The 26,654-nt window shown below is 39.6% G+C and carries 25 protein-coding genes; 7 read left to right on the forward strand and 18 right to left on the reverse strand.

Annotation, left to right across the window (positions count from 1 at the left end; all coding sequences use genetic code 11):
- The first annotated feature begins 375 nt into the window (after positions 1-375).
- Positions 376-1,284: a DUF3994 domain-containing protein gene (locus TY16_RS25295; protein WP_052342762.1), complete on the forward strand. Its 909-nt coding sequence runs from the start codon at positions 376-378 to the stop codon at positions 1,282-1,284.
- Positions 1,285-2,940: 1,656 nt separating this feature from the next.
- Here TY16_RS25295 and TY16_RS16360 read toward each other — a convergent pair.
- Genes TY16_RS16360 through TY16_RS16370 form a run of 3 tightly spaced genes read right to left on the reverse strand, consistent with a single transcriptional unit; the run spans position 2,941 to position 6,430 of the window.
- On the reverse strand, positions 2,941-4,920 hold the full coding sequence (locus TY16_RS16360; RefSeq protein WP_043932907.1) for a TRAP transporter permease: 1,980 nt from the start codon (positions 4,918-4,920) through the stop codon (positions 2,941-2,943).
- Positions 4,913-5,431, reverse strand: coding sequence for a DUF1850 domain-containing protein (locus TY16_RS16365; protein ID WP_043932908.1), 519 nt, complete (start codon positions 5,429-5,431; stop codon positions 4,913-4,915). Before TY16_RS16365 ends, TY16_RS16360 begins: the two co-directional genes overlap by 8 nt.
- A gap of 33 nt (positions 5,432-5,464) precedes the next feature.
- Positions 5,465-6,430 (reverse strand): TAXI family TRAP transporter solute-binding subunit, encoded by a 966-nt coding sequence (locus tag TY16_RS16370; RefSeq protein WP_043932909.1) that lies wholly within the window; start codon positions 6,428-6,430, stop codon positions 5,465-5,467.
- A gap of 435 nt (positions 6,431-6,865) precedes the next feature.
- Here TY16_RS16370 and TY16_RS16375 point away from each other — a divergent pair, with 435 nt between their 5' ends.
- From TY16_RS16375 to TY16_RS16385, 3 genes are all read left to right on the forward strand, one after another.
- Positions 6,866-7,246, forward strand: a complete 381-nt coding sequence (locus TY16_RS16375; RefSeq protein ID WP_043932910.1) for a hypothetical protein — start codon at positions 6,866-6,868, stop codon at positions 7,244-7,246.
- Positions 7,236-7,718, forward strand: a complete 483-nt coding sequence (locus TY16_RS16380) for an aminodeoxychorismate lyase (protein ID WP_197028410.1) — start codon at positions 7,236-7,238, stop codon at positions 7,716-7,718. The genes TY16_RS16375 and TY16_RS16380 overlap by 11 nt, the downstream gene beginning before the upstream one ends.
- A gap of 268 nt (positions 7,719-7,986) precedes the next feature.
- The gene (locus tag TY16_RS16385) at positions 7,987-8,607 is read left to right on the forward strand and encodes a DUF2238 domain-containing protein (RefSeq protein WP_155922348.1); all 621 of its coding nucleotides are present in this window, start codon (positions 7,987-7,989) and stop codon (positions 8,605-8,607) included.
- 19 nt (positions 8,608-8,626) lie between these two features.
- Here the strand turns inward: TY16_RS16385 and TY16_RS16390 are convergent, their stop codons facing one another.
- Positions 8,627-9,259 (reverse strand): hypothetical protein, encoded by a 633-nt coding sequence (locus TY16_RS16390; protein WP_052342763.1) that lies wholly within the window; start codon positions 9,257-9,259, stop codon positions 8,627-8,629.
- 183 nt (positions 9,260-9,442) lie between these two features.
- Between TY16_RS16390 and TY16_RS16395 the strand changes: the two genes are divergently transcribed.
- Positions 9,443-10,852: a PQQ-dependent sugar dehydrogenase gene (locus TY16_RS16395; protein WP_155922349.1), complete on the forward strand. Its 1,410-nt coding sequence runs from the start codon at positions 9,443-9,445 to the stop codon at positions 10,850-10,852.
- A gap of 104 nt (positions 10,853-10,956) precedes the next feature.
- Here the strand turns inward: TY16_RS16395 and TY16_RS16400 are convergent, their stop codons facing one another.
- The 10 genes from TY16_RS16400 to TY16_RS16440 all read right to left on the reverse strand — a co-directional run bounded on the left by TY16_RS16400 (position 10,957) and on the right by TY16_RS16440 (position 21,267).
- Positions 10,957-11,715 (reverse strand): ABC transporter ATP-binding protein, encoded by a 759-nt coding sequence (locus TY16_RS16400; protein ID WP_043932913.1) that lies wholly within the window; start codon positions 11,713-11,715, stop codon positions 10,957-10,959.
- A 17-nt stretch (positions 11,716-11,732) separates the two neighbouring features.
- Positions 11,733-14,039, reverse strand: a complete 2,307-nt coding sequence (locus TY16_RS16405) for an ABC transporter permease (protein WP_043932914.1) — start codon at positions 14,037-14,039, stop codon at positions 11,733-11,735.
- A gap of 54 nt (positions 14,040-14,093) precedes the next feature.
- A complete protein-coding gene (locus TY16_RS16410; RefSeq protein ID WP_043932915.1) occupies positions 14,094-14,735 on the reverse strand; it encodes a TetR/AcrR family transcriptional regulator in 642 nt (213 codons plus the stop codon).
- Between the two features lie 254 nt (positions 14,736-14,989).
- Positions 14,990-15,385, reverse strand: coding sequence for a cupredoxin domain-containing protein (locus TY16_RS16415; protein WP_043932916.1), 396 nt, complete (start codon positions 15,383-15,385; stop codon positions 14,990-14,992).
- Positions 15,386-15,501: 116 nt separating this feature from the next.
- Complete coding sequence (locus TY16_RS16420; protein WP_052342764.1) at positions 15,502-15,750, reverse strand: hypothetical protein; 249 nt, start codon at positions 15,748-15,750, stop codon at positions 15,502-15,504.
- Positions 15,740-15,895 carry a hypothetical protein gene (locus TY16_RS26335; protein WP_155922271.1) on the reverse strand — a complete coding sequence of 52 codons (156 nt, stop codon included), beginning with the start codon at positions 15,893-15,895 and terminating at the stop codon, positions 15,740-15,742. The genes TY16_RS16420 and TY16_RS26335 overlap by 11 nt, the downstream gene beginning before the upstream one ends.
- Positions 15,896-16,295: 400 nt before the next feature.
- Entirely contained in the window at positions 16,296-17,474 is a 1,179-nt protein-coding gene (locus tag TY16_RS16425) for a thermonuclease family protein (protein WP_231505638.1), read from the reverse strand.
- 356 nt (positions 17,475-17,830) lie between these two features.
- Positions 17,831-19,201, reverse strand: coding sequence for an MFS transporter (locus TY16_RS16430; protein WP_043932917.1), 1,371 nt, complete (start codon positions 19,199-19,201; stop codon positions 17,831-17,833).
- A 52-nt stretch (positions 19,202-19,253) separates the two neighbouring features.
- Positions 19,254-19,919, reverse strand: a complete 666-nt coding sequence (locus tag TY16_RS16435; protein ID WP_043932918.1) for a hypothetical protein — start codon at positions 19,917-19,919, stop codon at positions 19,254-19,256.
- A 583-nt stretch (positions 19,920-20,502) separates the two neighbouring features.
- Positions 20,503-21,267 (reverse strand): STAS domain-containing protein, encoded by a 765-nt coding sequence (locus TY16_RS16440; RefSeq protein WP_043932919.1) that lies wholly within the window; start codon positions 21,265-21,267, stop codon positions 20,503-20,505.
- Between the two features lie 444 nt (positions 21,268-21,711).
- Here TY16_RS16440 and TY16_RS16445 point away from each other — a divergent pair, with 444 nt between their 5' ends.
- Positions 21,712-22,563, forward strand: coding sequence for an STAS domain-containing protein (locus TY16_RS16445; protein WP_043932920.1), 852 nt, complete (start codon positions 21,712-21,714; stop codon positions 22,561-22,563).
- 178 nt (positions 22,564-22,741) lie between these two features.
- Here the strand turns inward: TY16_RS16445 and TY16_RS16450 are convergent, their stop codons facing one another.
- From TY16_RS16450 to TY16_RS16465, 4 genes are all read right to left on the reverse strand, one after another.
- The gene (locus tag TY16_RS16450) at positions 22,742-23,191 is read right to left on the reverse strand and encodes a GNAT family N-acetyltransferase (RefSeq protein ID WP_043932921.1); all 450 of its coding nucleotides are present in this window, start codon (positions 23,189-23,191) and stop codon (positions 22,742-22,744) included.
- A 251-nt stretch (positions 23,192-23,442) separates the two neighbouring features.
- A complete protein-coding gene (locus TY16_RS16455; protein ID WP_043932922.1) occupies positions 23,443-24,144 on the reverse strand; it encodes a class I SAM-dependent methyltransferase in 702 nt (233 codons plus the stop codon).
- 11 nt (positions 24,145-24,155) lie between these two features.
- Positions 24,156-24,914 (reverse strand): class I SAM-dependent methyltransferase, encoded by a 759-nt coding sequence (locus TY16_RS16460; RefSeq protein WP_043934799.1) that lies wholly within the window; start codon positions 24,912-24,914, stop codon positions 24,156-24,158.
- Positions 24,915-24,998: 84 nt separating this feature from the next.
- The gene (locus TY16_RS16465; RefSeq protein WP_043932923.1) at positions 24,999-25,457 is read right to left on the reverse strand and encodes a DUF3291 domain-containing protein; all 459 of its coding nucleotides are present in this window, start codon (positions 25,455-25,457) and stop codon (positions 24,999-25,001) included.
- A 463-nt stretch (positions 25,458-25,920) separates the two neighbouring features.
- On the opposite strand from TY16_RS16465, the gene TY16_RS16470 reads away from it, so the two are divergent.
- Complete coding sequence (locus tag TY16_RS16470) at positions 25,921-26,553, forward strand: LysE family translocator (RefSeq protein ID WP_043932924.1); 633 nt, start codon at positions 25,921-25,923, stop codon at positions 26,551-26,553.
- Positions 26,554-26,654: the final 101 nt, after the last annotated feature.

Raw genomic sequence — 26,654 nt, forward strand, 5'->3', positions numbered from 1 at the left:
TCCGCCTCTCCTGAACTCTGATTAATCTGTGAGACCGGCTCTCTTGGATTAATCCGCATCTCCTGAACTCTTTTTAATCTGTGAGACTGGCTCTCTCGGATTAATCCGCCTCTCCTGAACTCTGATTAATCTGTGAGACCGACTCTCTTGGATTAATCCGCTACTCCTGAACTCTGATAATTTTTTTGAGGGTAGCCGTTGGGCGTAGCGAATGTGATGCGTTCCCAGAGCGTTGATGCCGGCGAAGGCCGGCTTTTTCCATAAAGAGCCGTTAGGTACAAATTCCCAATTTTGTTAGTTTTCGTTGCTATTGTTTGAAGGATTAACTCTAATTTTACTATGATTAGTGTGCATACATGTTGAAGGGGTGGAAGGATGAAGAAGGTAATGCTTTTTGCACTCGGTCTGTTTGCTATAGCGGGCTTGACGGCTTGCGGTGCGGCAGACAAGGCAGTGGAGGCAGATACGTACAAGCAGCCGAAAATTGAGGCTGTTGAGGTTTCGAAAGAAGAGTATCCAAAGAAAATCGGCGAGCTGCATCAGAAGTTGAATGATGGTTTTAGGGAGATGCAGTATATTGGGACCGAAAAAGATTCAGAGGAGCGTAACAAAAAAGTTGCCGGCCAGATTGATGCGATTCAGGAGGTTGTAAATGGTTATAAGGCCATTAAGGCGCCCGCTGAGTATGCTGACATCCATACGATGTATCTTGATGCTGCTAAAAGTTATGATGAGGGATTGAGTTTTCTCCGCAAAGGGCTGGCGAATCAGGACAATGAAACGTGGCGAAAGGCGGATACGCATTTTGCGGATGCCAGCGCAGTATGGAATGAGGCTTTTGCCAAGCTTTCCGAAAAGACATCAGTCCCTCTTGGTGACGGTACGATTACCTCTGAAGACTTGAAGAATCTTGATAAGTCTGCCGGTATTGACCGTGACGCTGTCCGGAAGAATATTTCCGAGAATGGCCATGAGCTCGTTGGCAAATGGGGCTTTAAAGGTGCGAAGCCTTCGATTGTTCTCTATGATGATGGTCGATATGAAGGTTACGGAAAAGATGCTTACCCTTCCAAGGACAATGCGTTTATCGGAAAATGGGAATGGGACAACAATCGAAAAGTGATTGTGTTTACCAATGAAAAACTGTTCAAGGATGGCAAGGAAACGAAGATGAATCGTCCGACGATGACGATGGAAGTCTTGAATTTCAGCGATGGCCAGCTGTTCCTGAGAGATGTTGAAGCACTGAATGAATATAGGTACGTGAAAATGGACGGAGAGTAATGTTCTGTAATTTGGCCCGGTTCCTTTTTGGGGAACTGGTTTTTTTGTGGTTATTTAGATTGTATGGCATTGATCATTTTGGCTATTTGGCGAAGGCTGGTTGTGTCAGAATGAAAATAACGTTGATATAGTTCAAGATGTGGTAGATAAATTTGCTAATAAGGTGGATATACGGGAAAGGAGTGAAACAGGAATATATATTTTGAAATCGGGGGGATAAATTTGTGACAACGATCCGATGTTGGCTGCTGATAAACTTAAAGGTTGCCTGATTAACTTTTTAGGCAACCTTTTTATGATTACGATTGAATTCCACATTGATTATTAACATCCAACTTTTTTACATAAAGTCAGACATTGAGGATATAATTAACATTATCAATTTATTGACTAAAAGGTTGTTGAGCTGCTGTGGATAGTATTAATGAGGTTTTGGGTCATTTACGGAATAACTACCTTCTTATAAGTATTGCAGCCGGTTTATTTTTCCTGGCAAAAGCAATAACTGGCTACATTACGTATCTGCATTTTGAAAGAAGATTTAAAAGGATTGAAAAGAAACTTGATAAGATACTTCAAAAATAAGGGATGGAGTTTCGTGCGCCTACTATCCATCCTTAACCAGAAAGAACGGCTCTTTTATCAAACAATCTCCTCATCCTTTGCTTCCGAGACCGCCTGGACCCGGTCTTTTTCATACAGTTTATGAAAAAGGCTGGAAATGTAGTTTTTTACGGACTATGTATAAATTTCTGCTAATGTAAGCCTGTTCTTGACAACTTATATTGTATACAAGAATAGAGGTGTATCCGTTTCTGAAGGAGTCGAACCGAAACCTAACAAATCAGTTAAGCATGTCGTTTAACTTCCTCTTTAAGATGGGGGGAGTTTTTTTATTATGCTGCCAGTAGATGCAATTCTCAATTTTTACTCGTACACTTAAAAATAACAAATAGAAACGGATACAGTAATCACTTCAAAAAAACTCTTTTAGTTTTAATTTTCTTTTTACATTAACATTATACAAACTGGTTGAATATCCTAGGAATTATAGAGAGGAGGGATATGTTACATGCAAATAAATCCTTATCAAGGCCAAAGTGGATACCAGAATGACCAAATGATGCAGTTATGCAGAAATTATATGAACTATCATGTTGTGGGACAGATGACTGACGGTTCACAAGTTGAGGGTATACTCGATGACATGGATCAGGAAGGTGTGACCATGTTAGTTCCCGAGGATGTTGATGCAGGACAACAAACTAGACAATTTGGAGGGTATTACAATAATTACGGGGATGACTATGACGGCGGCCGCAGGAGAAGATATCGCCGATACCGTAGACGTCGTTTCCCATACCCAGTTATTAGAGTAGTGTACCCTTATCCGTATTATTACCCACCATACCCACCATACCCACCTTATCCTTATGGGTATGACTACGGATATTAGACAACAAGTGTTTAGTATTTATAAAGGTTGGCTCCTTGCCATGAAAGCATTAAAAACTTAATAGTATTTCTGATTTAAAAAAACAATGCTGTCTATTTCAAGGCAGCATTGTTTTATTTTACACACGTTCCACCAAATAATGATACTCGTCTCGTATGAAACGGGAATGTAAAAAATCAAAGGGTTTCCCCTTCGATTTTTTACAATTGCTGCTGTTGCTTCCCAAGTTTTAAGTCTTTATCGGCGTTGCTTTGGAAGAACTTTTGATACGCATATATAGCGACCATCAGCACGAAGCCGATAATCGATGTCGTTAACTCCGGTATAACGAGCATGATACCCGCCGCGACAAGGACCATCCGCAGGAGGATGTTTAATGGTTTGACCCAATAGCCGATCATTCCCGCTCCGACTCCTATCATCCCAATCGTTGAACTTATCATAATTCCAATTGCTCCCGTCCACTCGGTGTCGATGAGCAGCATTTGCGGCTGGAACACAAATATATAAGGGATAATAAACGCTGCAATCGCCAGCCGGGTCGATTCGAATCCAGTCTTTAGCGGGTCACTCTTGCCAATTCCCGAGGCGGCAAAAGCAGCCAATGCAACTGGCGGAGTAATGTCAGCCAATATGCCGAAATAAAATACAAACATGTGCGCAGCCAATAGCGGGAATCCGAGCTCGACCAGCACAGGCGCGGCAATCATTGACGTAATGACATAGTTCGCCGTCGTCGGGACGCCCATTCCCAGAATCAAACTTGCCACCATCGTCATTACCAATGTGATGAACAAGTTTCCTCCAGCAAGGTCAATCAGTCCGTTGGCAAACTTCAAGCCGATTCCAGTCAAGACAATTACTCCAACAATCATACCCGCAGCGGCACAGGCAATCGCTACGCCAAGTGCGGCCCGGGCGCCCGTTTCAAGAGCTTCGAACAAGCCTTTAATCGTCAGCCTTTTTTCACCTGGCTGAATGAACCCGGTGACAACAGCGATGAACAGGGCATACAGCGCCGCACGCATAGGGCTCATTCCAGTACTCAAGAAATAGATGATGGCGACGATTGGCACAAGCAAATATAATCTTGAAAGAACATATTTGCCGGAAGGCAGTTCTTCCTTTGTCAAACCTCTCAGGCCAAGCCTTTTTGCTTCATAGTGAGTCATAATCCAAATGCCGACAAAGTAAAGGATTGCGGGAATCGCAGCTGCCTTGACGATTGTCCAATAAGGTATCCCCGTAAATTCCGCCATTAGGAACGCGGCCGCTCCCATTACCGGGGGCATGATTTGTCCTCCGGTAGATGAAGCCGCTTCAACGCCTCCAGCAAACTCCTTACGGTAGCCAAGTTTCTTCATCAGCGGGATTGTAAAGGCACCCGATGTAACGACATTCGCAACCGAACTTCCGCTGATTGTTCCTTGAAGCGCACTGGAAAAAATCGTTACTTTTGCTGGTCCCCCGCTCGCCCTTCCGGCAACGACAAGTGCAAGATCATTAAAATAATCCCCGACACCTGTTTTATCAAGAATCGCCCCAAAGAGTACGAACAAGAAAATGAACGTCGCTGATACTGCCAGCGGTGTTCCCAAGATTCCCTCAGTCGTGAAATACATATGGGAAAACATCCGTTCAAAGGAAATTCCGCCATGCCTTAAAAACGATGGGAAGTATTGCCCAAACAATGCATAAACAAGGAATACAGATACAATGATCGTAATCGGCAAGCCGACGACTCTTCGGCATCCTTCAAGAACCAGGATTATTGCCAGTGCTCCAATGGTGAGATCAAGGGGGGTATTCATTCCAACCCGACTAACGATATCATCAAAGAACAAAAGCCAATACAGGCCGACAAATGCTCCTATTGCCGCCAGGAGTATATCATAAATCGGGATTTTCGCTTCGCCGATTTTCTTTTTCGTATATGGAAATAAAAGAAATATTAAACACAGGACAAACGCAAGATGGATCGACCGCTGGAGCTGTGAGCCAAGCCCGCCAATATATGCAGTGTAAATATGGAAAATGGAAAACGAAATAGCCAGCAGCACGACAAATTTATGCGCCAGCCCTTCTAACCTTCTTGTCCCTGCTTCCGGATCGTATTCCGCCAGCAGGTCCTGGAGGTCTTTTTCAGTGAGAGTAGTTTGATCCTGTAGCCCTTTATTCAAATTGCAACAACCTCCTAAAAAATGACTGTACTCGGCTTTCGTCTGTAACAGAGAAGCGCACTGATGTACCAGGTTCACTCAGAGTTTTCAAGGGGATTTCTTCTCCCTCGATAATCAAAGTATGGTTCGCAATAACCTGTCCGATAAACAAATCCATGAACGGAATTTCGCGATTGATGTTCTCAATGGTGACCTTTCCGTCCTCAGTCTTCATTATCTGTCCTTCTTCAATATCAAAGGGCAAACCAGCCCCGAAAGATTCATAGATTGTAGAATCAATCACCAGATTACCATCGCCAATCCGGATAACTTCATCCACTTCGGTTCTTTCCACTGAGTGGGTAAACCTGATCGTAAACAAATCTCCCTGTTCGACAGGCTTGCTCCACAAAATTTCATTTGTTTTATTTGATGTGATGGCCAGCTCCGGGGTTTGGTTCGCTTGCAGCGACCAAAATAAGAGCGTTAAACCGGCGAGGATTGCGGCGTACTTCTTCATAAAATGATGCAAGGGAGCCTGAATAGCTCCCTTGCATGTGCCCCCTTACTGCTTGATGCCCTTCTCATCAAAGTACTTCTTTGCACCCGGGTGCAGAGGAATGGTCAGTCCTTCAAGAGCTGCTTCTGCCTTGACTTCCTTTCCTTTTGCATGCTTTGCACCTAATTTATCAAGATTTTCATAAATTGCTTTTGTAAGGTCATAAACAAAGTCTTCGCTTAAATCGCTGCTGACTGTCAAAGCAGCGAGTACAGCAACAGTTTTTGCATCTTGGTCCTGCCCTTCGTATGATCCCGCCGGTACAACTTCATCGATGAAGAATGGATAGTCCGATTTCAGCTTGGAGATGATGTCATCGCCAAGGCTTACAACACGGACTTTCTTTGAGACGGCAATGTCCGACACCGAAGAGTTTGGAACTCCGGATGTAACAAACATTGCATCAATCAAGCCATCTTTAAAGCTGTCGGCTGAATCCGCATAGGATTTCAGTTCTTCATCAATATCGTCATAGTCGAGGCCAGCAGCTGCAAGAATCTGCTTGCTGTTTGCTTCGTTTCCGCTTCCTGGTGCCCCGACGGATACTTTCTTCCCTTTCAGGTCTTCAATTGTTTGAATATCGCTGTCCGCAGCAACAACGAGCTGAATGATTTCTGGATATAGGGTCGAGATTGCGCTGATTCCTTTGAGCTTGTCTTTAAAAACCTCTTTGCCATTCACCGCATAATCGGCAATATCGTTTTGTGTGAACGATACTTGCACATCTCCTTTGGAAAGCAACTGCATGTTTTCAACAGAAGCTCCAGTCACCTGTGCGGTTGCCGTAATGTCCATTTCACCTTCCAAGATCTCAGCTATTCCGCCACCAAGCGGATAATAAACCCCGCCTGTTCCCCCTGTTGCGATTGTAATCGCTTTCGGATCGGAATCCCCTCCAGAAGAGCTTGAAGAAGAACATCCGGCAACAATTAGAAAAAATACTGACATTAACGCAAATAATCCTTTTTTCATCTTTATCCCCCTTGTGACTTTTCTAAATATTCCATCATTAACAGTTTAACCACGGCAGTAGCTGGGTGTCAAACCAGATGTTAGGAGAAGCTAAGAAAAATAAATTTTGGCCAGCATTGGGACAATAAAAAGAGACCGGGAATTTCTTCGGTCTCCTGCAACAAAAGACTTTCTAGTAGGCCTTTCTTTTCAGCTATGTGCTAATTTTTATGTTCAAACTTAAGTTTAACCTATATACCGTATTGCAACCTGACTGGTTTGTATGATACCAATCAGCTTTTTGTTTTTTTATAAAATAACTTTCGTACCCTACTGCCATAAATTATTGATATAAAGCGAAGAGTATTTATGGGGTTATAATTCGAAAAACACAATGATTCCTTGTATAATAAAAACTTGTGAATCTATATACAACTTAAGAAGGAGGTATGATTAATGGAATGGACATTAGCCGGATTATTTGTGGTATCCGCATTACTACTCATTGTTTCTATTCTACGATCAACTCGTGCAGCAAAAGATGAAATCAACCGAATCGATCAGGTTCATATTTCTACTATGGTAGAAATCCATGCTCTTCAAAATTCAATTAGAAACCTTGAGCTTGACCAGGAAGTATTTATTAAGGCAGCTGGAATCCGGCAGTCTTCAGAGGAATTACTTCTGATGCGTGAAGTTCTTGACTTATATTATCGTAATTATTCAATTGATAGTATTGCAGAAATGAAAAAGGTTTCTCCTGGTACAATTCAAAACATACTCGCTCCTTATCAGAAAGTGCAGGATGAAGGGAGAAAAGTTGCCAATGAGAATTAACTTATTGAGCAGTTTTGCTGCCGCAATGTTTTTAACAACAGCTATTTGCGCAGTTGTTTACTTCACTGTTGACACACCTAAGGCTTCATCAAAGACTGAAAAAGTTGAAAAAGTCGTATTGTCCGAAGGCGAAATGAAAGGTGAGCTCGAAACGAAAGGCTATGTCGTGCAAACCAAAGAGGAATACGACAAGACTATAAACGATGCCAAGGCTGCGGCCACAAAACAAACAAAGCCGGCAGAAGCCCCGTCAAACGCCAAACCTGTAACCAAAGTAGTTATTAATGTTTCGGATGGTATGACAAGTATCAATGTAGGAAGAGCGTTAGAACAAGCCGGTATAGTCAAGGATGCTTTTGCTTTTTCAAAGGACATTGAGAAAAAAGGGCTGATGAAAAAGCTGCGTCCTGGAGTATATATGGTAGATAGTTCCATGACATATGACCAGGTTATTTCTACTATTTTTCGATAGGTAAATTGAAACATACATAATACTGCAGCAATTGCTGCAGTATTTTTTTTCCCCTGATAATTTCTTCATAAACAAAATCCAAGTTGCTGGATTAACCCTCTCGAATGTATCTTCGAAGCAAATAAGTTAACACATGCTGTTTATCTTGTTCGAATAATCTTTTTCGATTAAACAACACTATAAGAAGAGGGTAAATCTTACATCTCCTTCTCCTATACGATTTCTTGATCAAACTTTTAAGGGATGGGTGACAGTGACTAAAGAAAAAATGAACATCATTCACATTTTTCTACTCTTGTTTGTTAGCTCAGTTTTTATTTGGTCGATGATTAAGCCAATTGGAGGATATGGCTTAATGGCTGTAGAGGCAGGTCCTGCTGTAATCGGGGTGTTGATTGTCGTACTTACATACAAACGGTTTCGACTGACAACCCTGTCTTATATTATCATTGCAGCCCTGGCAATCCTGATGTTCATCGGCGGCCATTACACATACTCAAGGGTTCCTCTATTTAATTGGATAAAAGACATTTTTGATTTACACCGAAATCACTATGATCGCTTTGGTCATTTGTTAAAGGGATTGGGTGTAATAGTTATAAGGGAAGTTTTATTAAGACGAACACCATTAATTCGAGGCCCATGGTTGATTTTTATCATTATGAGTATTTCTCTGGCAATCGGTGCCCTTTATGAAATCATTGAATGGTTATTTTTCCTACTAACACATGGTGGAAAAGAATCAAAAAATTTTTTAGGTACACAAGGAAGTATGTGGGATGCACAATGGGATATGTCGTTAACCCTAATTGGATCAGTTTTCGCACTACTTTTTTTGTCAAAATTTCATAACAGGCAACTACCAAGCAACCATAACGAGGAAAATTAATAATTATATTTATACTTCATTACTCAATATGTTTTCTCGATACTGAACCATCTGTAGATACCGACTTAATTACTTTTTCCGGCAGAGCACAAAGCAACCGTTTCAGAACAAACGAACAGGCTTCTGCTGCCATCCATGTATATAAAAAGCAGCATACCGCTACGAGAAATAATGGAAGAAAGTGAAAAGATGTTCCAACACCTGGTCCTAACACGGGAAAGTGAAAGATAAATAGAAGTGCAAATATTCCCATAAATAAGGTAGCACCTGCCAAGGAAACAACTAAAAATCTTATTTTTAACTTACGGAAGCAAAAGCCGATTGCCCATCCCAGTATCCCCGTTGTGAACGTAAAAATAAGCAGTTCACTAGGCTGGATAACCAATAGTAGCAGGATTGTTACCAAATAGGAAAGGAAACCCTGGCGGACAGAAACAACCGTTGTTAAAAATAAAGGTAAAGTTGCCATTGCGCTCACAAAAAAGCCGATGCCTGGCATATATCCCCCTGCAGATTGGAATATCGCTGCAATCGAGCTTAGCACTGCAGTAAGGATTAGTTTCATGGCAGGTGATAATTCCCATAAACCTAATTTATTTTCATACAAAGAATTGCGCCAATACCGTATGGCTTTACTTCTCCCCTTCTTCACACTCTCATCTCCAACTTTTACATTCTGGTTTATAACACTTTATGTTTATTCGTCTTTACAATCGGTTTATGACCGAGGCTATTGCTTTAACGCTGATTCGAAACTCATGTCTTTAATCCTGATTTGGCATGAATACTATAGCTCTATTCATATTGTTATAAAAAGAAGACAAATATGAAGGGGTTGGGAAACGTGAAGGTTCGTTTACATCCGATTGTAAGTGGGATCAATTTGCCCACAGTAATAAAAACAACAGTACTTCCGGGTGAGTCAGTCGAACGATTATTTATTGCGACCCAGGTTGGAGAAATTTTTTACATAGCAAACGGAAGCTTAAGACCTTTTTTGGATATTCGCACGCGAATTATTAAACTTGGTTTTTCTGGTGGCTATGATGAACGGGGATTGCTTGGGTTAGCCTTCCACCCCTACTTTAATACCAACGGTCTTTTTTATCTTCATTATTCAGTAGCCGGAACACAAGGCCCTGGTGCTCTAGAATCTTATACGCCTAACCCGTGTGATCCAAGTACTTTAAACCTTAAGTGGGAAAATCGAGATACAAACTTTGATCATATTGATACAGTTGAAGAATGGGCATTACAACCGAGTGGCCAGCCTCAAAAGCGGCGGACATTATTATCCTTAAGAAGACCATTTTTTAATCATAATGGGGTAAACAGCTTAAACTTTTCACCTGAAACAGGAAGGCTTGTTTTTACAAATGGAGATGGCGGTTCTGGCTATGATCCCTTTAATTTAGCCCAGGATGATATCGAAATTGCAGGAAAAATAATTGAAATTGATGTTAGTAAAAATACATTTATCCCTAATCCTCCAGTTGTCACACGGTTTAATGAACTTCCCGCCGGGATTCAAGAGATACTCTCGGTCATTGCCAAAGGGGTTCGCAATATACCAGGCATATCTTTTCAAAGGTATTACAATCAAACTATTAAATATGTAGGAAATGTTGGACAGGATTTCGCGGAGGCGATTTTTTCTTTCGTCCAGTATAAACCAATACCGGTTACCAAGTTGGTTCAAGCTTTTATAGCGAATACCACTCTAATTCAAGAAGGAGTTGTTAACTTAGGCTGGCGAGGATGGGAAGGTGCTTTCCCTACGCAAATTATAAGGAGCTGCCCTGCAAATCCGACAACTGATGAAAAAACAGTCGCTTTTTATAATGATGCAGTGAATACCTCAACGAAGCGTCTTCCGCCATTAACGACTTATTTTCATAAAGATTCCCGGCCTGGTAAATTTGCAGGAACCGCTCTTACAGGAGTCCAAGGCTATATGGGGAATGCCATCCCGGAATTAACCGGAAGTGTTATATTTACCGATTTTGTCAGAAAGCATGAATCTCAAGCAGCTGCTAGAGGGGTTTTAGCTTATACGAGGATACGAACTGACAGTAAATTAAATGATTATAGTGTTATAGAAACCGATTATAATTTCGGGTCTCAATCAGCTTATTATGTTAGCTTGGGAACGAATCTCAATCAAACCACACTCTATTTAGGGATTTATGGCTCATCGAGAGTAACTGATTATAGCCATGGTACTGTTTTTGAAATAATTGCGTGATACAAAAAAATATATGCTTATCAAAAATTGCCTTTCATACAACGAGGATTAATCTCCTATTGGATTAATCCTCCTGCATCACCTTGCGAATGGCTGACAATAGATCAAATTCCTATTTCCAACATTTTCGCTGTCACCGCTTCGACTCTGGAATCAATATCCGTGCCGTTAAATTTAGGAAGCTTCAATTCTTTTACAATTTTTCCGTCCTGCATAAACAGAATACGTTCGGTCCGCGCTGCAACTTTCGCATCGTGAGTTACAAGCATAATCGCAGTACCATCCGCATTGATTTCGGAAAAAATGTCCATTATTTCATGAGCGGATTTTGAGTTGAGGGCACCTGTTGGCTCGTCACCGAAGATGATTTTGGGATTGCTCATCAATGCTCTGCATATCCCTGCACGCTGAAGCTGCCCTCCCGAAACCTGGGTAATATCTCGAGTTTCAAGCTCTGCAATGCCTACCCTTTTTAGAAGTACTCTTGCCTTCTCTGAAATTTTCGCTGTGTTTTTTCTGTTTTCCCGCATTGATGGAAGTATAATATTGTCGATGATATTCAGGTTTTTTAGCATAGTTGGCTGCTGAAAAATAAATCCCATTTTTGTTCTGCGCATATCTGCAAGCCCATCCTCCCCGACTGCAGATAAATCTTTGCCGTCAAAAACAACCTTTCCACCATCTATACGGTCAATTCCACTTAGAGCAAACATAAGCGTCGATTTTCCCGATCCAGAAGGACCCATCACTGAAACGAACTCTCCTTCATTTATTTCTACAGATACACCCTCGAGAACGTTGCGCCGTTCATCACCCTCACCAAACGCTTTTACTATTTGATCACCGATAATAATCTTCTCCATCTCTCTACTCCCACCTACTATTTTATATTTTCGGAAATTTTTATTTGTCCCGCGTTCGATGTGCCAATCATAGTTGCAATTACCACTGTCACTATCATCATCAACGGACTTAGCAGATACGACGTAAGAGGATTTACCGTGAAATTAAACGTCGATGCTCCAAACGAAGAGATAAGCGCGCCCGCAAGGACTTCTCCAAGAGTGTTGGCGAGTAGCGTACCTAGAATGATTCCAATAATCAGGACGAACACTGAACGAGTAACATACTGCGCCCTAATATCAGAGTTTGTAAAACCAAGCGCCTTCATTACGGCAATGGAATATCTGTCCTTTGCCACAAGCATTTTCATGAACAACAGTGTAACTAGTATCGTAATAATAAGCGCAACAGCAACTGCAGCGTATGAAGCTATTTCAACGGAACTAATTGTCGAGCCGAGGGTCTGAGAAACAAATTCATCGATGTCTGAAGTCTTTGCAAAATCAAATCGATCTGAGTACTCAGTGACCTTCTTTTCAACTAGAGATCTATCCATTAGTTCAACACACACAATGGTCCATATGACGCTAGCCGACTTGTCAGTGAATACAGCCTTTGCGGTTTTGCCGCCATTCGTAACGTCGGAGTATAACCCGGTAACCGTGAGATCTTTCTCCTTGCCCTCAATCACTAGCGTAATCACATCGTCTACCTTTTTGCCCAGCTCATCAGCATTTATAACCGAAAGCGCTATTTCATCATCACGAACTGGTGCTCTGCCCTTTGAATACTCAATTGGAAAGGCCGAATGGTCACCAAGTTCAACTTTAATATTTTCTTCTGACCCGTTACTTGTTCTTGTTTTGAAAGTCTTTGTTGTCAGAACAGCATACTTGGAAACAGCACTGTCACTTTCTATCGCCCTTTCGATTTCAGCGGTTTTTTCAGATGTAGTAGTCTGAATGCGCAAATCATAGTTTCCAATCCCCATATACTGAATAAAGCTTTTTGAAGAGATGGTGTTGTACAGGTTCTGAGGAACAATAATGATGAATGCCGAAATCACCAGAACCGATAAGCTAGTGGCATAAAGCCTTTTTCTTGCGAGAACATCCTTAATTCCTAGAAAAACATTCGTGCTTAACAGCCTGTTTGTCAGTAAGGAAAACCGCTTGGCGCTCGTCTTCTTCTCCTGGGAAGTACCGAAGCGGATAGCTTCTGCAGCGGATATTTTCCGGAAGCGTTTCAGCACACCATTTACATAGGCAATAATTGCGAGGAAAACGAGAAGGATACCGATCATCCCAAAAGCGATAGCATATGAAGCATTTTCGCTTTCACCCATAAAAAGCCGTATATTATCTAGAAGTACACCTTGGAACATAACCGAGAGAATAAATCCAAGAATACTGCCTATCGCTGCAACACTTAAGTATTTCACTAGATAGATTTGCTTTATGTCGGAGATACGCATCCCTATTGCCTTCATTACACCAATTTCACGGTAGTCGTCCTCTATTTTCGCAAGGAGTGTAAAGCGGATGCACATAAAAGCAACAGTAACGACAAGTGCGCTAACGAGAAGGATAACCGCGATCATCATCCCGTCTGAAATGGCGTTCATCGTTTTAAAAAGCGTATAGGTAACGGTAGGCCCATTCGCTTCAAGCCCAGCGGAAGCATAGGCCGTTTCAAATTCACCTATTTCCGAAAAATCCTTTAATCTAAACTCAATCAGATATTCAATACTTCCTTGGTCTTTTAATTCAGCAAAATCATTGTTGCTCACAAGAAATCGCTTTGACGCAGAGAGCGAGGAATTCATGGTCGAATCACGGAGAAATCCCGCAACGGTAAATTCCTTCCCGCTGATTATAGCCTTTTCACCGACCTTAACTGTGTTGTCCTTCATATAAGCTACTGGCACATAAAGCTCGCCATCACTTACATTTCTGATGATGTTGCCGTTAAGGTCAAGAAGATAATCGAATTTTTCATTCTGTAAGCTCAAACCGTTATCCTGCACACTATTCGCAAGTGAATTTTCGCCCAATAGAATCTGCGCGCCGTCAATGCCAAGAAACTCAACTACCTGATGTTCTTCAACATTGTCATTTTGCTCTGCAAACTCTTTAAGTCTAGCAGTATCAATATCTCCTGAATGCATTTGCATAAAATGTGGAGTTTGAGATTTTGTCATTAGCGTATCAAGCGCACCAGTAAGATTGACAACAAGTATTGCTGCGAGTGATACAAGCATAGAAGCCGCAGCAACAAACACAACTGTTGTGAAGGTTATTGCCTTGCTCTTTAAAATATCATTGCGGATTATCCTGAAAAACATAAGACACCTCTTTTTTAAACAAAACAGAAGAAATCTCTTGGATTTTTTTCCGAATCATTCATTATTTACTTTTTCTTCGCTGCCAAACATTTGAATAACATTCTTCAGGCTTCCGCTTTTTGCACCGAGCAGCCTTTCTCCGTTGAAGATAAATGCTTGTACCCGTGATGTGCGCTCTTCATCGGTCATCTCTACCATATCATCATCAAAAATGGTATTTGCGTATGTAACAATCATTTCCATACATTCATACGGGTATGGCGTGCTAAACAGCTCCTGTTCAATCCCCTCTTGGATGATTCCAGTTAGTATTGGCGTAATGCCATTGATGATGACTTTTTGTATTTTCTGATGCATTAGCGCGTTTTGTGGCTTGTGAATGTGTTCCATAATTTCCTGGCCGCTTCCTTCACTTAAATTCATGGATAAAACAACCCGGATAATCCTTTCGAATACAGGAATACTCTTCTCTGTTGCAATTTCCAGTGCTGCACCTAAAAGATGGTCACTATATCGGTCAATTAGTGCGTCCATAATATCTTCCTTCGACTTGAAGTGATAATAAAGTGTTCCCCGTGCAATACCGACTTTTTCAAGAATATCGTTCGTACTCGTTCCATCAAAGCCCTTTTGAGCAAATAGCTCATCAGCCGCATTAAGAATTTCGTTTCTACGTTCTTCTGCTTCTTTTCTCATCGTTACCCCCTTAATCGACCGACAGTCTGTCGGTAATATACTAACATAATACTTTTAATATTCAATTGCTTTTGTGTAAATTTTGTAAAGACTTTCAAATGGTGGCATTATAAGGATTCCGATACCTATTTATATAAATGGACTAAATTTAGCAAAAAGGTCCGTTAATCCATCTTGGATCAACGCGCCTTATCATTTACCTGCAATAATTCAAATAAGAAAGAACTGCCACCGCAGCCCTTTAGTAGACCATATTATTTAACTATTACTTGACCAACCATTCCCATTTGATAGTGGTACCGACATATCAATTCATATGTACCTGGCATCTTAGGCGTCACAGTAATCGTTTTTTCATTTCCCGGCTGGACTTCGGCGTCAACTCCGAGCTTTTCCACTGTAAAGGTGTGCTCTTTCTTACCAGTGTTTTTTAATTTAATCGTTGTCGTTTTTCCATTCGGAATCGTAATAACTTTTGGATTAAAATAATCATCATTTAACTCGACTTCAATCGCATTCACTTGCTCGATAGGCTGTGTGACGACGCCGGACTCCGCCATTGCACCAGCATTGATTGGGCCTGTAGTTGTCACAGCTGCTATCATAGCAAATAAAACAATCAATCCAGTTAACCTTTTTATCAATGACATACGCACTCCCTCCTTTCCTAAGAGTATTTTTTTCTAATTTATAAGAAATTATTATTATTTTTCTTATTCGCTAAAATTTAATTTAGGAGCTACCTTCCCAACTCAACATGTAGAGGTTATTTTACTTCCCAACTATCAATATAAAAAGGGATAAACACAACATCTTTCCGGCCGTCAAGTTGATTAAAATCTATTACCTTATAGCCTAAGCCTGTATAGACTCTTGTTCCCCCATCTTTATAAATTTCTTTAAGGATGGAAAAAGCGGGTGGTTTATCTGCTTTTGCCAGGTGGTAGTCTTTAGTACCCATCATTATAGCTGCCAATATCAAAAGTGTAGTGATTATACCTTTCTTACTTCTCATCCTCATCCACCTCATTGTTAAAGTATTCTATTCCGTTGAGGAACTCTTTTTTAAGTACACTCATCACTAAGTCGGTCAACATACTGGCTAGAGACACAGGCGGCTTTGATGCAAAGCGCAACGTAACAGCATCCGGTGACTTCATGGTCTCCTAGCACGACGCAAACAATGAAAATCCCGCATGGGCGTTAATTTTTGAGGCACCTCTGCTTGCTTGCGAGGTTTTTAATCGTGTTGTGGCGGGAAGGGCTGTGGTTTGACCGATAAAAATTTTCCTGGACCGATAAATTATTTATTAGACCGATAAACCAGAAGATTGTTCTATTAAAAGAACAATTGGACACCCCAAACGTGTCAAATTTGGTAAAACCCGTATGTACACGGCCTGTTTCCAGCGGTAAAAACAATTTCCTGTAGAGAATATAATCAATAATGATTAAATTAATCCTCCTTTTTACCACAATCAGGGTTAGATGCCCCGTAACACCACATAGAAAAGGCTATTATCCATGTACTGGATAGATAGCCTTTTTAGGTTAGTATTCTCAGCGCTCACACGCATAGTTGTCTTTGTCGCGATCCATTTTTGCCTGGTAGGCTGAATGGCTGGACGGGACTCCATTTGGATAAACTTTGCGGAGTTCTGTACAGTTTTTGAAATTTTCCTGTCCACCAGACGATGTTGCTGGCTGCTTGGCAGGTGCAGGTTGTTTAGCAGGCGCTGGTTGCTTGGAGGCAGCTGGTTTGCTCGAAGACGATTTAGTTGAATCAAGATCACCTTTTGTCGTTCCTTCCGCTCCATATGCCCATAGGCCTTTCCCAGACTGGCGTGCTTCACGTGCAAACTTTACAAAATAATCACTGTATTTTACATCGGGTGGATACGTTGATGGCTCAGCATATCCATTCAATACTAAATCTGCGTTGAACATTTTTGAGCGGATTTCTTTTTCACTCATGTCATTCGAAGGCACTGAAAGCCAAATCAACCGTAAGGAGCGTCCATAGCGGTCTGTGTCGCTCACATCTTTTTGAATGTAGACGGTTTTGCCATTTAGCTTTGACTTCGTGTAGTTGCTTGCTTCTTTTCCGTATGTTTCATTCCTGTTTGTTGATTCTGGTGTGTTGACACCAACAAGACGAATTTTTCTTCCGTCGGTAAGTTCGACTGTATCTCCGTCGACTACTCGGCCGATGGTGACTTTTTCAAGAGCCATGGCGGCAATAGCTGCTTCGCTTGCCTTTTTCTCTGCCTTCGCTTTGGCCTCCGCATTGGCTTTCGCTTCAGCCTCAGCTTTTGCTTTTGCTTCCGCTGCGGCTTTTGCTTTTGCCTCCGCTTCCTGTTTTTCTTTAGCTTTCGCTTCTGCTTGCGCCTTTGCTTCTTCTTCCGCTTTCGCTTTTTCCTCTACTTCTTTCTTCGCCTCGGCTGCAGCAAGCTTTTCTTCTTCTCTATCTGCTTTCTTTTCTTCTACTTTCGGTTTTGCGGATGCTTCCTCAGAAACTGGTTCCGCAAAGCTTCCTATCATAATGAACGTGGTAATTACGCCAGCCGTTATTAAAAGCCATGGCCGTTTAAAAAAGGCCTTGTTTTTCCCCTTCTGGATGCTGGCCCATGCACCCATCGCATAAATAAGTACTCCGATGAAAGCCATCGGAACCGCGATGGCCATTAGCAACAAGAACAGCAGGACCACTATCATGATGATGGTCTTAAACGTTTTCAATCCGTTCTCCTCCTTAAATTTCCCTTTTACAATTATAACAATTATTACAAACATGTTAAAAGGAAAAATCCTCCTGCGTCAATAGTGTGGAAGGAGATGGATTGTATTCAAGCCAAAATTGTGTCGTAAAGGATAGTGACTAAATTTTAGATGCGGATAAAGTCGATTTGAATTGGACTGTTTCATTATTTCAGGCTGGACTCAAAAAACTAAGGAAATTTCTTCCCACAATAAAAAACGATCAGAGAACCGACTCTGATCGCTTACTTATTGACTAATATACGAAGTCGTTAGTTTTAGGTCTGCCCTACATACTATTCCAAGCTACTTGATGTAAAAACCAAGTTTTTTATAAACTATGGCGTATTGGCTGCGGGTTTGCCTTTTGTGACATACAGAATTCCTGGCAATAAAATAACTGATACAACGATTAATATGATGGTCATCCAATTTTGGTTAGTATCGTTAACTCCAGTTGCAAACATCACGCCAAATAAGCTGGAAGCGAGGATATTACCCAGAAATCTCGAGGTCATGAACAGACCTGACACCGTTCCAGTTTCCGCTACAGAAACAAACGAGTAGAGTAACGTTTGTAAACCTATATTCAAAATACCATTACTCACTCCAATCATCGACAACACGAAAAATATCCAGTAAAGCGGGGAGTCTTGATTGACTGTCAATAAGAGGATAACCCCCGCTATACCGATAATCCCCCCAGTAAGCAGGGGAATTCTCCATCCTGCCTTTTCAATAAAACGTGTTGCTATAGGTGTGATGATTATCCCAAATATTGAAATGGAGAGCATCATGATGCCTGTTTGTTTGGAGTCGAGCAATAATACTGACTGCAAATAGATCGGCATAGATAGCAGCATTGCAAAAAATATCAAGGTAGATAAAATATACTGAACATACACAAATGTAACGTTGAGATTTTTCTTTAAGAAAACTACATCGATAAAAGGTTCAGCTTTCTTTTTTTCAAAGAAGTAAAATAATAAAGTTAACGCTATTGAACCAATTAATACCCATAGGTTTAAGCCGCTGTCCAATGTTTGGAAGAAATACATCCATAAAGTGATTAAAAAACTGAATAAAAGAATCCCAATCCCATCCAATCGGAATGTTCCAGCTGTTCTTTTTTCATCTTTTGGGATAAAAAGGACAGCTAGAATAGCTGAAATAATGATAATGGGAAAGTTTATATAAAAAATCACATGCCAGCCGCCCTGCTGAATTAACAGACCGCTGATTGTCGGTCCAAACGCTGCCGTGGTGGTTGCAAAAACCGAAAGTGTAGCGATTACTCTATTTTGATTTTTTTCAATATAAGACCGCACAATTCCAATTCCAGCAGGATACAGAGCCGATGTACCGATTGCTTGTATCGCTCTCATTGCTAACAGAAACGGCATATTCGGCGATAACGGAGCTGTAAATGAAGAAATACCTACCAATAAAAGTCCAAGCAGGAAGATATTTTTCCTTCCAAAAACGTCACTTAGTTTACCTATAAGAGGCAGGAAAATAGCACTTATAATAAAGTAGGAAGCAATTAACCATGTAATATCTTTTGATGAGAGCATAAATTCATTTTTAATCTCTGGCAACGCAACTGTTATCATCGTCGTATTTAATGGGTTTAAGATTACACCTAAAGCAATAGCGACGATTAAAAAATTGCGATTTTTAGCGAGAGAAAGATTCTTTGTTACTGACATGAAACACACATTCTCCTCTTGGTGAATTCAATTTTATCAATTGTTAAGTTTTTCAAAGGCATTCCAACTCTTTTTTTAATAATTCCGCCTGATTATTAAACTTCATTTGTTGGTGCCGAGATATAAGTAATTCCGGATTGTCTTCGATAAGTTCATTATATAATAATCCAAGTGAATAGATTCTCTCTTTAAATTGGTCCTCTTTCGCTCCCCATTGCTTTCTATAAAAGCTCGAAATAAACTTACTATCCGGCAAAGACAAAGGTTTATCATTGTTTACTATATCTGTATATAAATCAATAACGGCCAGGGCAACATCTTGAAAACTGTCATCTTTCTTAATCTTTTTAGTTCCAGGAGAGTGTTTAATGTGATCATACATAAGGGATATAACGAATATTACAAACGCCATGATATAAAAAATAATTCCTTTTGCGAAAGCTGGTATAAAGCTAGGAAAAACGACATTCCCTACCTCTCCAATATTTAGTATAAAAAACAAAGGAATCATTAGGAGAAGGAATACAGGGTTCTTTTGTTTTGCTGAGAAAATAAGGATTAATACTATTCCTAACATTAGGGCTGTTTTAGAGAACTGATTTTCAATCAATATTACCAATGCTCCGATACTTAGCCAAGCTAACAGATCTCGCAACCAACTTGTTTTCTCCCCAGCACTGTGTTTTACACTTCTTTTCAATAACGGTTGTTCTTCCATTACACTTCCCCTATCTGCTAAAAAGAACTTTTCCGACAAAAAAGGGCTTCGTATTTCCTTGATTAACGTACCCGTGCCCTTTTCTTTTTCTTGGATCTTCTTTTTGGTTTTGGCTTTATCCAGAAGAGATAACGGTCATAGTCTCTTTTTTGCAAGACGACTATCCAAACAAAAGCGAATATCTCCCAAAGAACTGTAAAAACAAGAAATGCCAAACTAATGTAAGCTATCCATTTTAGAAAGAATTCAATAGGGTCCCCCAGATAATAGTCCTCCTTATGACCGGATTCCAACCTGCCGATAGCATGATAAAAATGGCTCTAATTTCGTTTGGATATTCACTCAGTCTTCTGCCTTCTAATTTTATGCCTTCTTAAACTCCTGTTTGTTAGAAATTCAACAAAAAAGGCCGTTATCCTTCTGGAACAACGCCTCCTGTGCTTACCTGCATGTACTCACATACTCATCTTCAGAATACTGTCCTAATCGGTTTAAACAAAAAGAATCACTAACAAGTGCGCTTATCTTTCTAGACCCTCGACATAAAACCAATTTCACTGGACTGATCAATGAAAAACTTTTTTCATTTCGTCTCTTGAAGTTTCATAATATGTTTCAACCCAGTATGAGCATCACTAAATGTAGAAATATTATTTAACTCCTGGATACTCACTGCTAATTTAGGTTTAATCCCAACAACTATACATTCAACCCCGAGCAGCCTTAAACAATCATGTAATTTTTGTATCGTTTGCCTCACGCTGTCATCAAAATGGTTTACGCCTCTGAGGCTAACCATAACATATTCTATTCCTTTAGAGGCACATTCCTCCAACACACTGGATATAATCGTTTCTCCCCTATCCAGATCATATTCACCAACTAAGGTTATGGCGATTGTATTGTCCCAAATATTTAGGATCGGTGCGGATAACTCCCTGATTCTTTTCTCCATTTTATTTTGTTCTTCTGCTTGCGTCGTCACATCCATAAGCATGACCATATACCCCTCAACGATTCCACCGTCGTCTGTCATGTTTCTAATTGGAGTGACCACAATATCAGCTATAAATTTACCTTTAATATTAATCCTGGCTCTATGTCCATCGTTCAAGCCAGCCATTACATTCCGCTGGTGTGGCGGTTTCTTGTGAAAATAATCCATGTTTAATCCAATAAAGTCATCCACATTAGCAATTCCATACAAAGGAGCAAGCAATGCAAGAGTTTGCCTCGCCTTTAAGTTTAGCCAAATAATTGTATACTCCGTATCAGCTATAATAATATTTTCACCAATGCTATTTAGAGCGTCTGTACCAGTTATATTAATAGGTAATTTGCTATTCAAGATTTTCCCGCCTTTTTGTAATCATTTATGCTATTTACACGAGCCAACCTTTGTACCCGTATAGACTTTAACCTTATTGGGTTAGTCCATATTTTACACTTAAATGAAAAAGGGCATTCTTTGAAGTTACATGAGTTTGTAATTCAAAGATTTCGCATTTTGATTGTTGTTTATATTGTTCTGGGCGAGTCCCTGTAAAAATTGAGGAATCACTTCTTTTTGTAAGGGGGTCTCCAATAATAATTTGAATAATTGCTAGTTTAACACAAGTGGTACTGACATTTCCTCTAAAGCGAATAGGCTTATGATTCAAAGATTACTTTTTAATACCCACCAAAAGGCTTTGACTTATTATTAAATCCTTCATACTCGTAAAACCTATTCTTCCTATGGTAATATTTTTATAATCAAACAGGACCGAATTTTTACTTTTAGGGGGAAAAGATGAAGAAGCAATTAACAATTTTGGGAGAAACCATTATTAATAAAAAGTATGACATCGCCAAAGAAGTTCATGATACAAGATTCTCAGGATTGGACCTTACCCCAGAACAAAAAAGGGAATTTCAAAAGATTGAACAGCAAATTATGGATATAAGGGCTGACTTTATTGAGATTTTTGGAAAAGCCCTCATTGATTACAATGATGAACAATTATCTATTGATCGTGTAAAAAAATGGGGAGAATCTTCGGGTGGTTTCGTTTTTAATCTAGGGGTACCTTTAGATGAGGCATTGAAAGACACAAATTATTATAGAAAAGTTATTTGGAAGGTTATAGAAGAGCTAAGTGTAGAGTTGAACTTGTCCGCAAATTATATTTTTAAAATCATTTCAATAATAGACCCACTACTTGACCAAGCTGTATATTACTTTAGCCTAACCTTCGTCGATTTTTACCAACAATCCTTAAACAACGCCAAGAATGCCTTTATGGAGTTATCAGTTCCAATTGTACCGCTTATACCAGGTGTAGGTGTTCTTCCTTTGATAGGCAACATCGATACCGAAAGAGCAGCGATGTTAATGGAAAAAACACTAGAACAGTCTAGCAAATTAAATTTGAGCCATTTAATATTGGATGTGTCAGGGGTCCTGGTTATTGACACGATGGTTGCCAATCAATTGCTAAAAGTAATAAGTGCTTTATCACTAATTGGCGTGAAAACCATCTTTACCGGAATACGGCCAGAGGTTGCCCAAACGATTGTAAGCCTTGGATTAGATCTTCGCCGATTAACAATCAAATCCAACCTCCATCAAGCATTTACAGAAATACAATTGATGAGGCAGTAACTCGGGGAAAAATGGGTTCCCTTAATTTCCGCTCCGTAAAAGCTTTTTAAATCTTTTGTTGAACTTAAAGAGACCATCAAATTTAACTGCATTTGTTGGTCTCTTTTATTGAGGCATTTACTTTTGCTTATGAATTTGAATGAACTTAGGTGCTTCCGGTAAGCCTGTTAGCTTAACTTTAAAGATCTATAAAGTGACTTGAGTTTGGATAAAAACTCCCCTTTGAAAATCCAATCGAAGTATAAAACTTATCAGCCTGTTCGGTATCTGTATGAAGAACCAAAACTTTATAATATCTTTTTGCTTCTACAATTATCCTATTTACTAAAAGGTTTCCTATACCGCTTCTCCTATACCCTTTATTGACATAAAACCTTCTTAACCTGCCAATATATTGGTCATTTGAAAATGGGTCTTTATTTAATCCGCCAATCGCAACAAGGACTCCCTCTTCATTAAACACACCAAATAAACCTTCTCCAAAACGATTGAAAGTATTACTGCCATCTTTATAATCATTTATTAATCTCTCTATAAAACGAAAACCTTCTTCTTTGCTTTGAGTCGCTAAATGATCAAAATCAACGTTCATCAGATTATTTATACGCTTAACTTTGTATTTTTCCATTCTGTCTCCTCTAACTGCGTAATTCTGCACGGTTAGTTAAATCAGGAAATCCAACAAGCTAAACAAATTCTTAACTTTCCTTATTTCCCTTTGAAATGCTGATTATTACAAATAAATTAATGTATCGAGTCGTTCGACAATGGGGCCTCTTCTTTACTGACCTGCTTGATAGTAAGATTCTTAAATCACTTCCTTAAAAAATAAAAAGGCGTTAAACTTGGATTAACGCTCTCGTTATATAAATAACCTTCTTACTTATTCGCCTTCATTAAACTTACCCATAAAAAATCTTCTCCGAAAACAGAATTTGGTTGCGGGATTTTTTTCATTTCCCTAAATTCAAGGATCGTAAAATAATTTGCAAATACTCTTTTCAATCGCTCTTCGGAATACCCTATTCCCCTTTTTAAACTGCCTTCTTTATAGACTTCCCAATCCGATGTATCTAAAGCACCCTTTGAATTGAAGCAAACAATGCCGAAATGTCCATTCTTCTTCAATGCTTTCTTTATCACTTCGATATATGTTAATCGTCGATGAGGGGCTAAATGGTGAAACAACCCGCAATCGTATATAAAATCATATGTATGTGGCTCAAATTCAAAATCAAAGAGAGATTGACAATGGAAATCTATTTGTACTCCCTCTTCACTTGCCCTTTCTTTTGCCCATTGAATTGCATTGTCGGCAATATCCAACGCATCTACCTTGCAGCCTTTTTTAGCCATATAAACTGCATTTCTCCCTGGTCCACATCCCACTTCCAATACTCGATTCGGAGCAAGGCCGTTATTAAAGTACTCTACTAAATTTTCATCTGGTCCTTTGACCTTAAAGAAAGGGATGTCTTTAGTTTTATCAATGTAAAAACTCTCCCAGAATTCCTTTGGCTCTCTTAAAAAATCATCTAACATTACTAGCAAATCATCGTAGTTTACTATTTCTTTATCCAACTAACTTCCCCCTAAGAAGATTTGTTTGCCTTAATAATAATAGTTGTCGGAAACTTCCTGGCCTTGTATAAGGAATAGTAGCGATCAGATATCGCCTCGCTTACTTCATCAAATTGAGATGAGACTTCACTTTCAATAACAGCTTCAATTTTAAACCCTGCTTTTATTAACTCATTTATATACGTTGCCATCTTTCTTTTAGGAATAACAACTGGAGCTTCTTCACCCTTGAAATTCGGATACTTTGTTACCCCCTCATTCTGATATGAGCCGTTAAGGTAGATTTGACCTTTCTCACTTTTCAAATGTGCGTAAAGCGGATGATCCCAACTGAATACAAAGGAACCACCAGGCTTTAAGTATGAATGGATTAGTTCAAACGTGGCTGCAAGATTTGTCGTCCAACCAATTGCATATATTGAATAAACCACATCGAAATACTGCTTGGGTATTCCACTATCAACCTCCATTGGTGAACAGAATAAATTGGCTTTTAGATTCTGAAGAGTCTCTTTTGCGGCTTTAATTTGAGCCTCGGACAAATCAATTCCCCATAATTCTTTTGCCCCTTTATCTGCCATATATCTCAAAGAATGCCCGCTTCCACAGCCAACATCCAGGACAGTTTTATTAGTTATTTCACCAAGCAGTCCTAACTCATCTTCGGTTTGTGCAAATGGCCCGTAACTAGGCAATGCATCCACGCCATTAAAATGATGGGCTACTTTATCCCAGCTTTTTTGGTTTTGTTTAATAATATCGGTGAACAAAATATTTCCCCCATTATAAGTTAAGTCTGTTTGCACCCACACCCCAAGTGTTAGCGAAATCTCATTTAACAAGAGACAAATCTCCTATTTAAGCTTATACGCCTCTCCTTTTTCATCAAATGCCTGCTTAAAGTCAAATGCAAAAGGAGTGGATCCATGCTGAAGATAATAGTTGTATCTCTTGAAAGCCTCATCCCACGATACTTCCTTAACATTTTCTATCCACCACACTACGTATGGAAAATGCTTCTCTTGATATGGCTCCACCCATCTGCTCCTATTTCGCAGCGCTTGACTGTGTTTACCTGAATATGTAAAGCGATATAAGGCATCAAGGTTTTCCCATACTGTCAGTGTCAATACAGGGTAACCTTTAGTTTCTTCAGGGAAAGATACTCCATCGGATGAAAATTCCTCAATAAGATATCCTGAAACATATGCCTGACGCATTACTTTATATCCCATTTCATAAAAATCGCGAGATGCAGGATGATCATAGGGGTGATTCAGCTTGCCATAAGTAAAAATTGAAATTAAAGCCATGAACAGTCCTCCAGTTAAAGTCTATACCTAGATATATTCCACTAAGATGAGACTTAAGACTTCTAGTTGGCATGTACAAAATCGGCAAGCGCGTTGAGTTTATTGGTTATATTATTGGATAGTTAAAAAAAGCCGATTACAATCCAATGGCTTTCTGCTTTCAGAGCTCATAGGGATTTATATATATTCTCCTCCTAATGTTTCTTTTCCTTCAAAGTATTCTATTAACCTCACATTCATTAACGGGGAGTAAGTATTATCGTTTCACTACAGAAAGACAAGTATTTCAGCTTTACAATAACGGAAGCAGTTTAGTCGGTTATGGACTCCATAATCTGTCTATTACATCGCAAATAGGTAAAGGTCAAAAAACGTACCGACAATTTACGTAGTTCAATTTATAAGACCAATTATATATAATAAAATATAAAATTATCCCATTAAATAGAGAGGTGAAAATATAATGGAAAACTTCTATCTGTTTGTCCTAATGTGCATTTTTCTAATTATTTTACCGGGACCCGATACTGCCATTGCCACAAAGAACACTGTAGCAGCAGGGAAAGTTGGAGGTTTTAAAACAGCCTTAGGTACGTGCTGCGCCCTTCTTATCCATACATCAGCTGCTGTATTAGGTCTTTCAGCCATTATTGTGAAATCAGCTTTATTGTTTTCTATCTTCAAATACGTGGGTGCTGTTTACTTAGTTTATTTAGGTGTTAAGACATTGTTGTCGTTGAAGGCAAAGAAAGAAATATCAGACAGTGAATTGAACACAAAAAGCCGGTTGGCAAATACATCTTGTTTTAAACAAGGATTCCTTACAAATATCCTAAATCCCAAAGTTGCTGTGTTTTTCTTAACCTTTCTGCCTCAGTTTGTTGACTCTGGAAGCAATACCTTATTACCGTTTCTTATAATGGGAATCACTTATACTCTATTGACTGCCGTTTGGTTTTTCCTTTATATTTACTTAATTCACCAGATTAGTGCCTTTATGAAAAAACCTAAAACCCAGGCTATTATTGAAGGAATCACAGGTACAATCCTGATAGGGTTTGGTTTGAAACTAGCTTTTGAAAAAACGCAAAATTAGCTTATTATTTGACCCTGGATTATCATTAATCGAAGGGTCTTATTTTTTTCTGCATAAAGAAATCTTTTTAAAATACCATACGTTTTCTGACAAATTTTTCA

This window comes from Bacillus sp. EB01 (genome assembly GCF_000613125.1).
Classification (GTDB): Bacteria; Bacillota; Bacilli; order Bacillales; family Cytobacillaceae; genus Bacillus_D.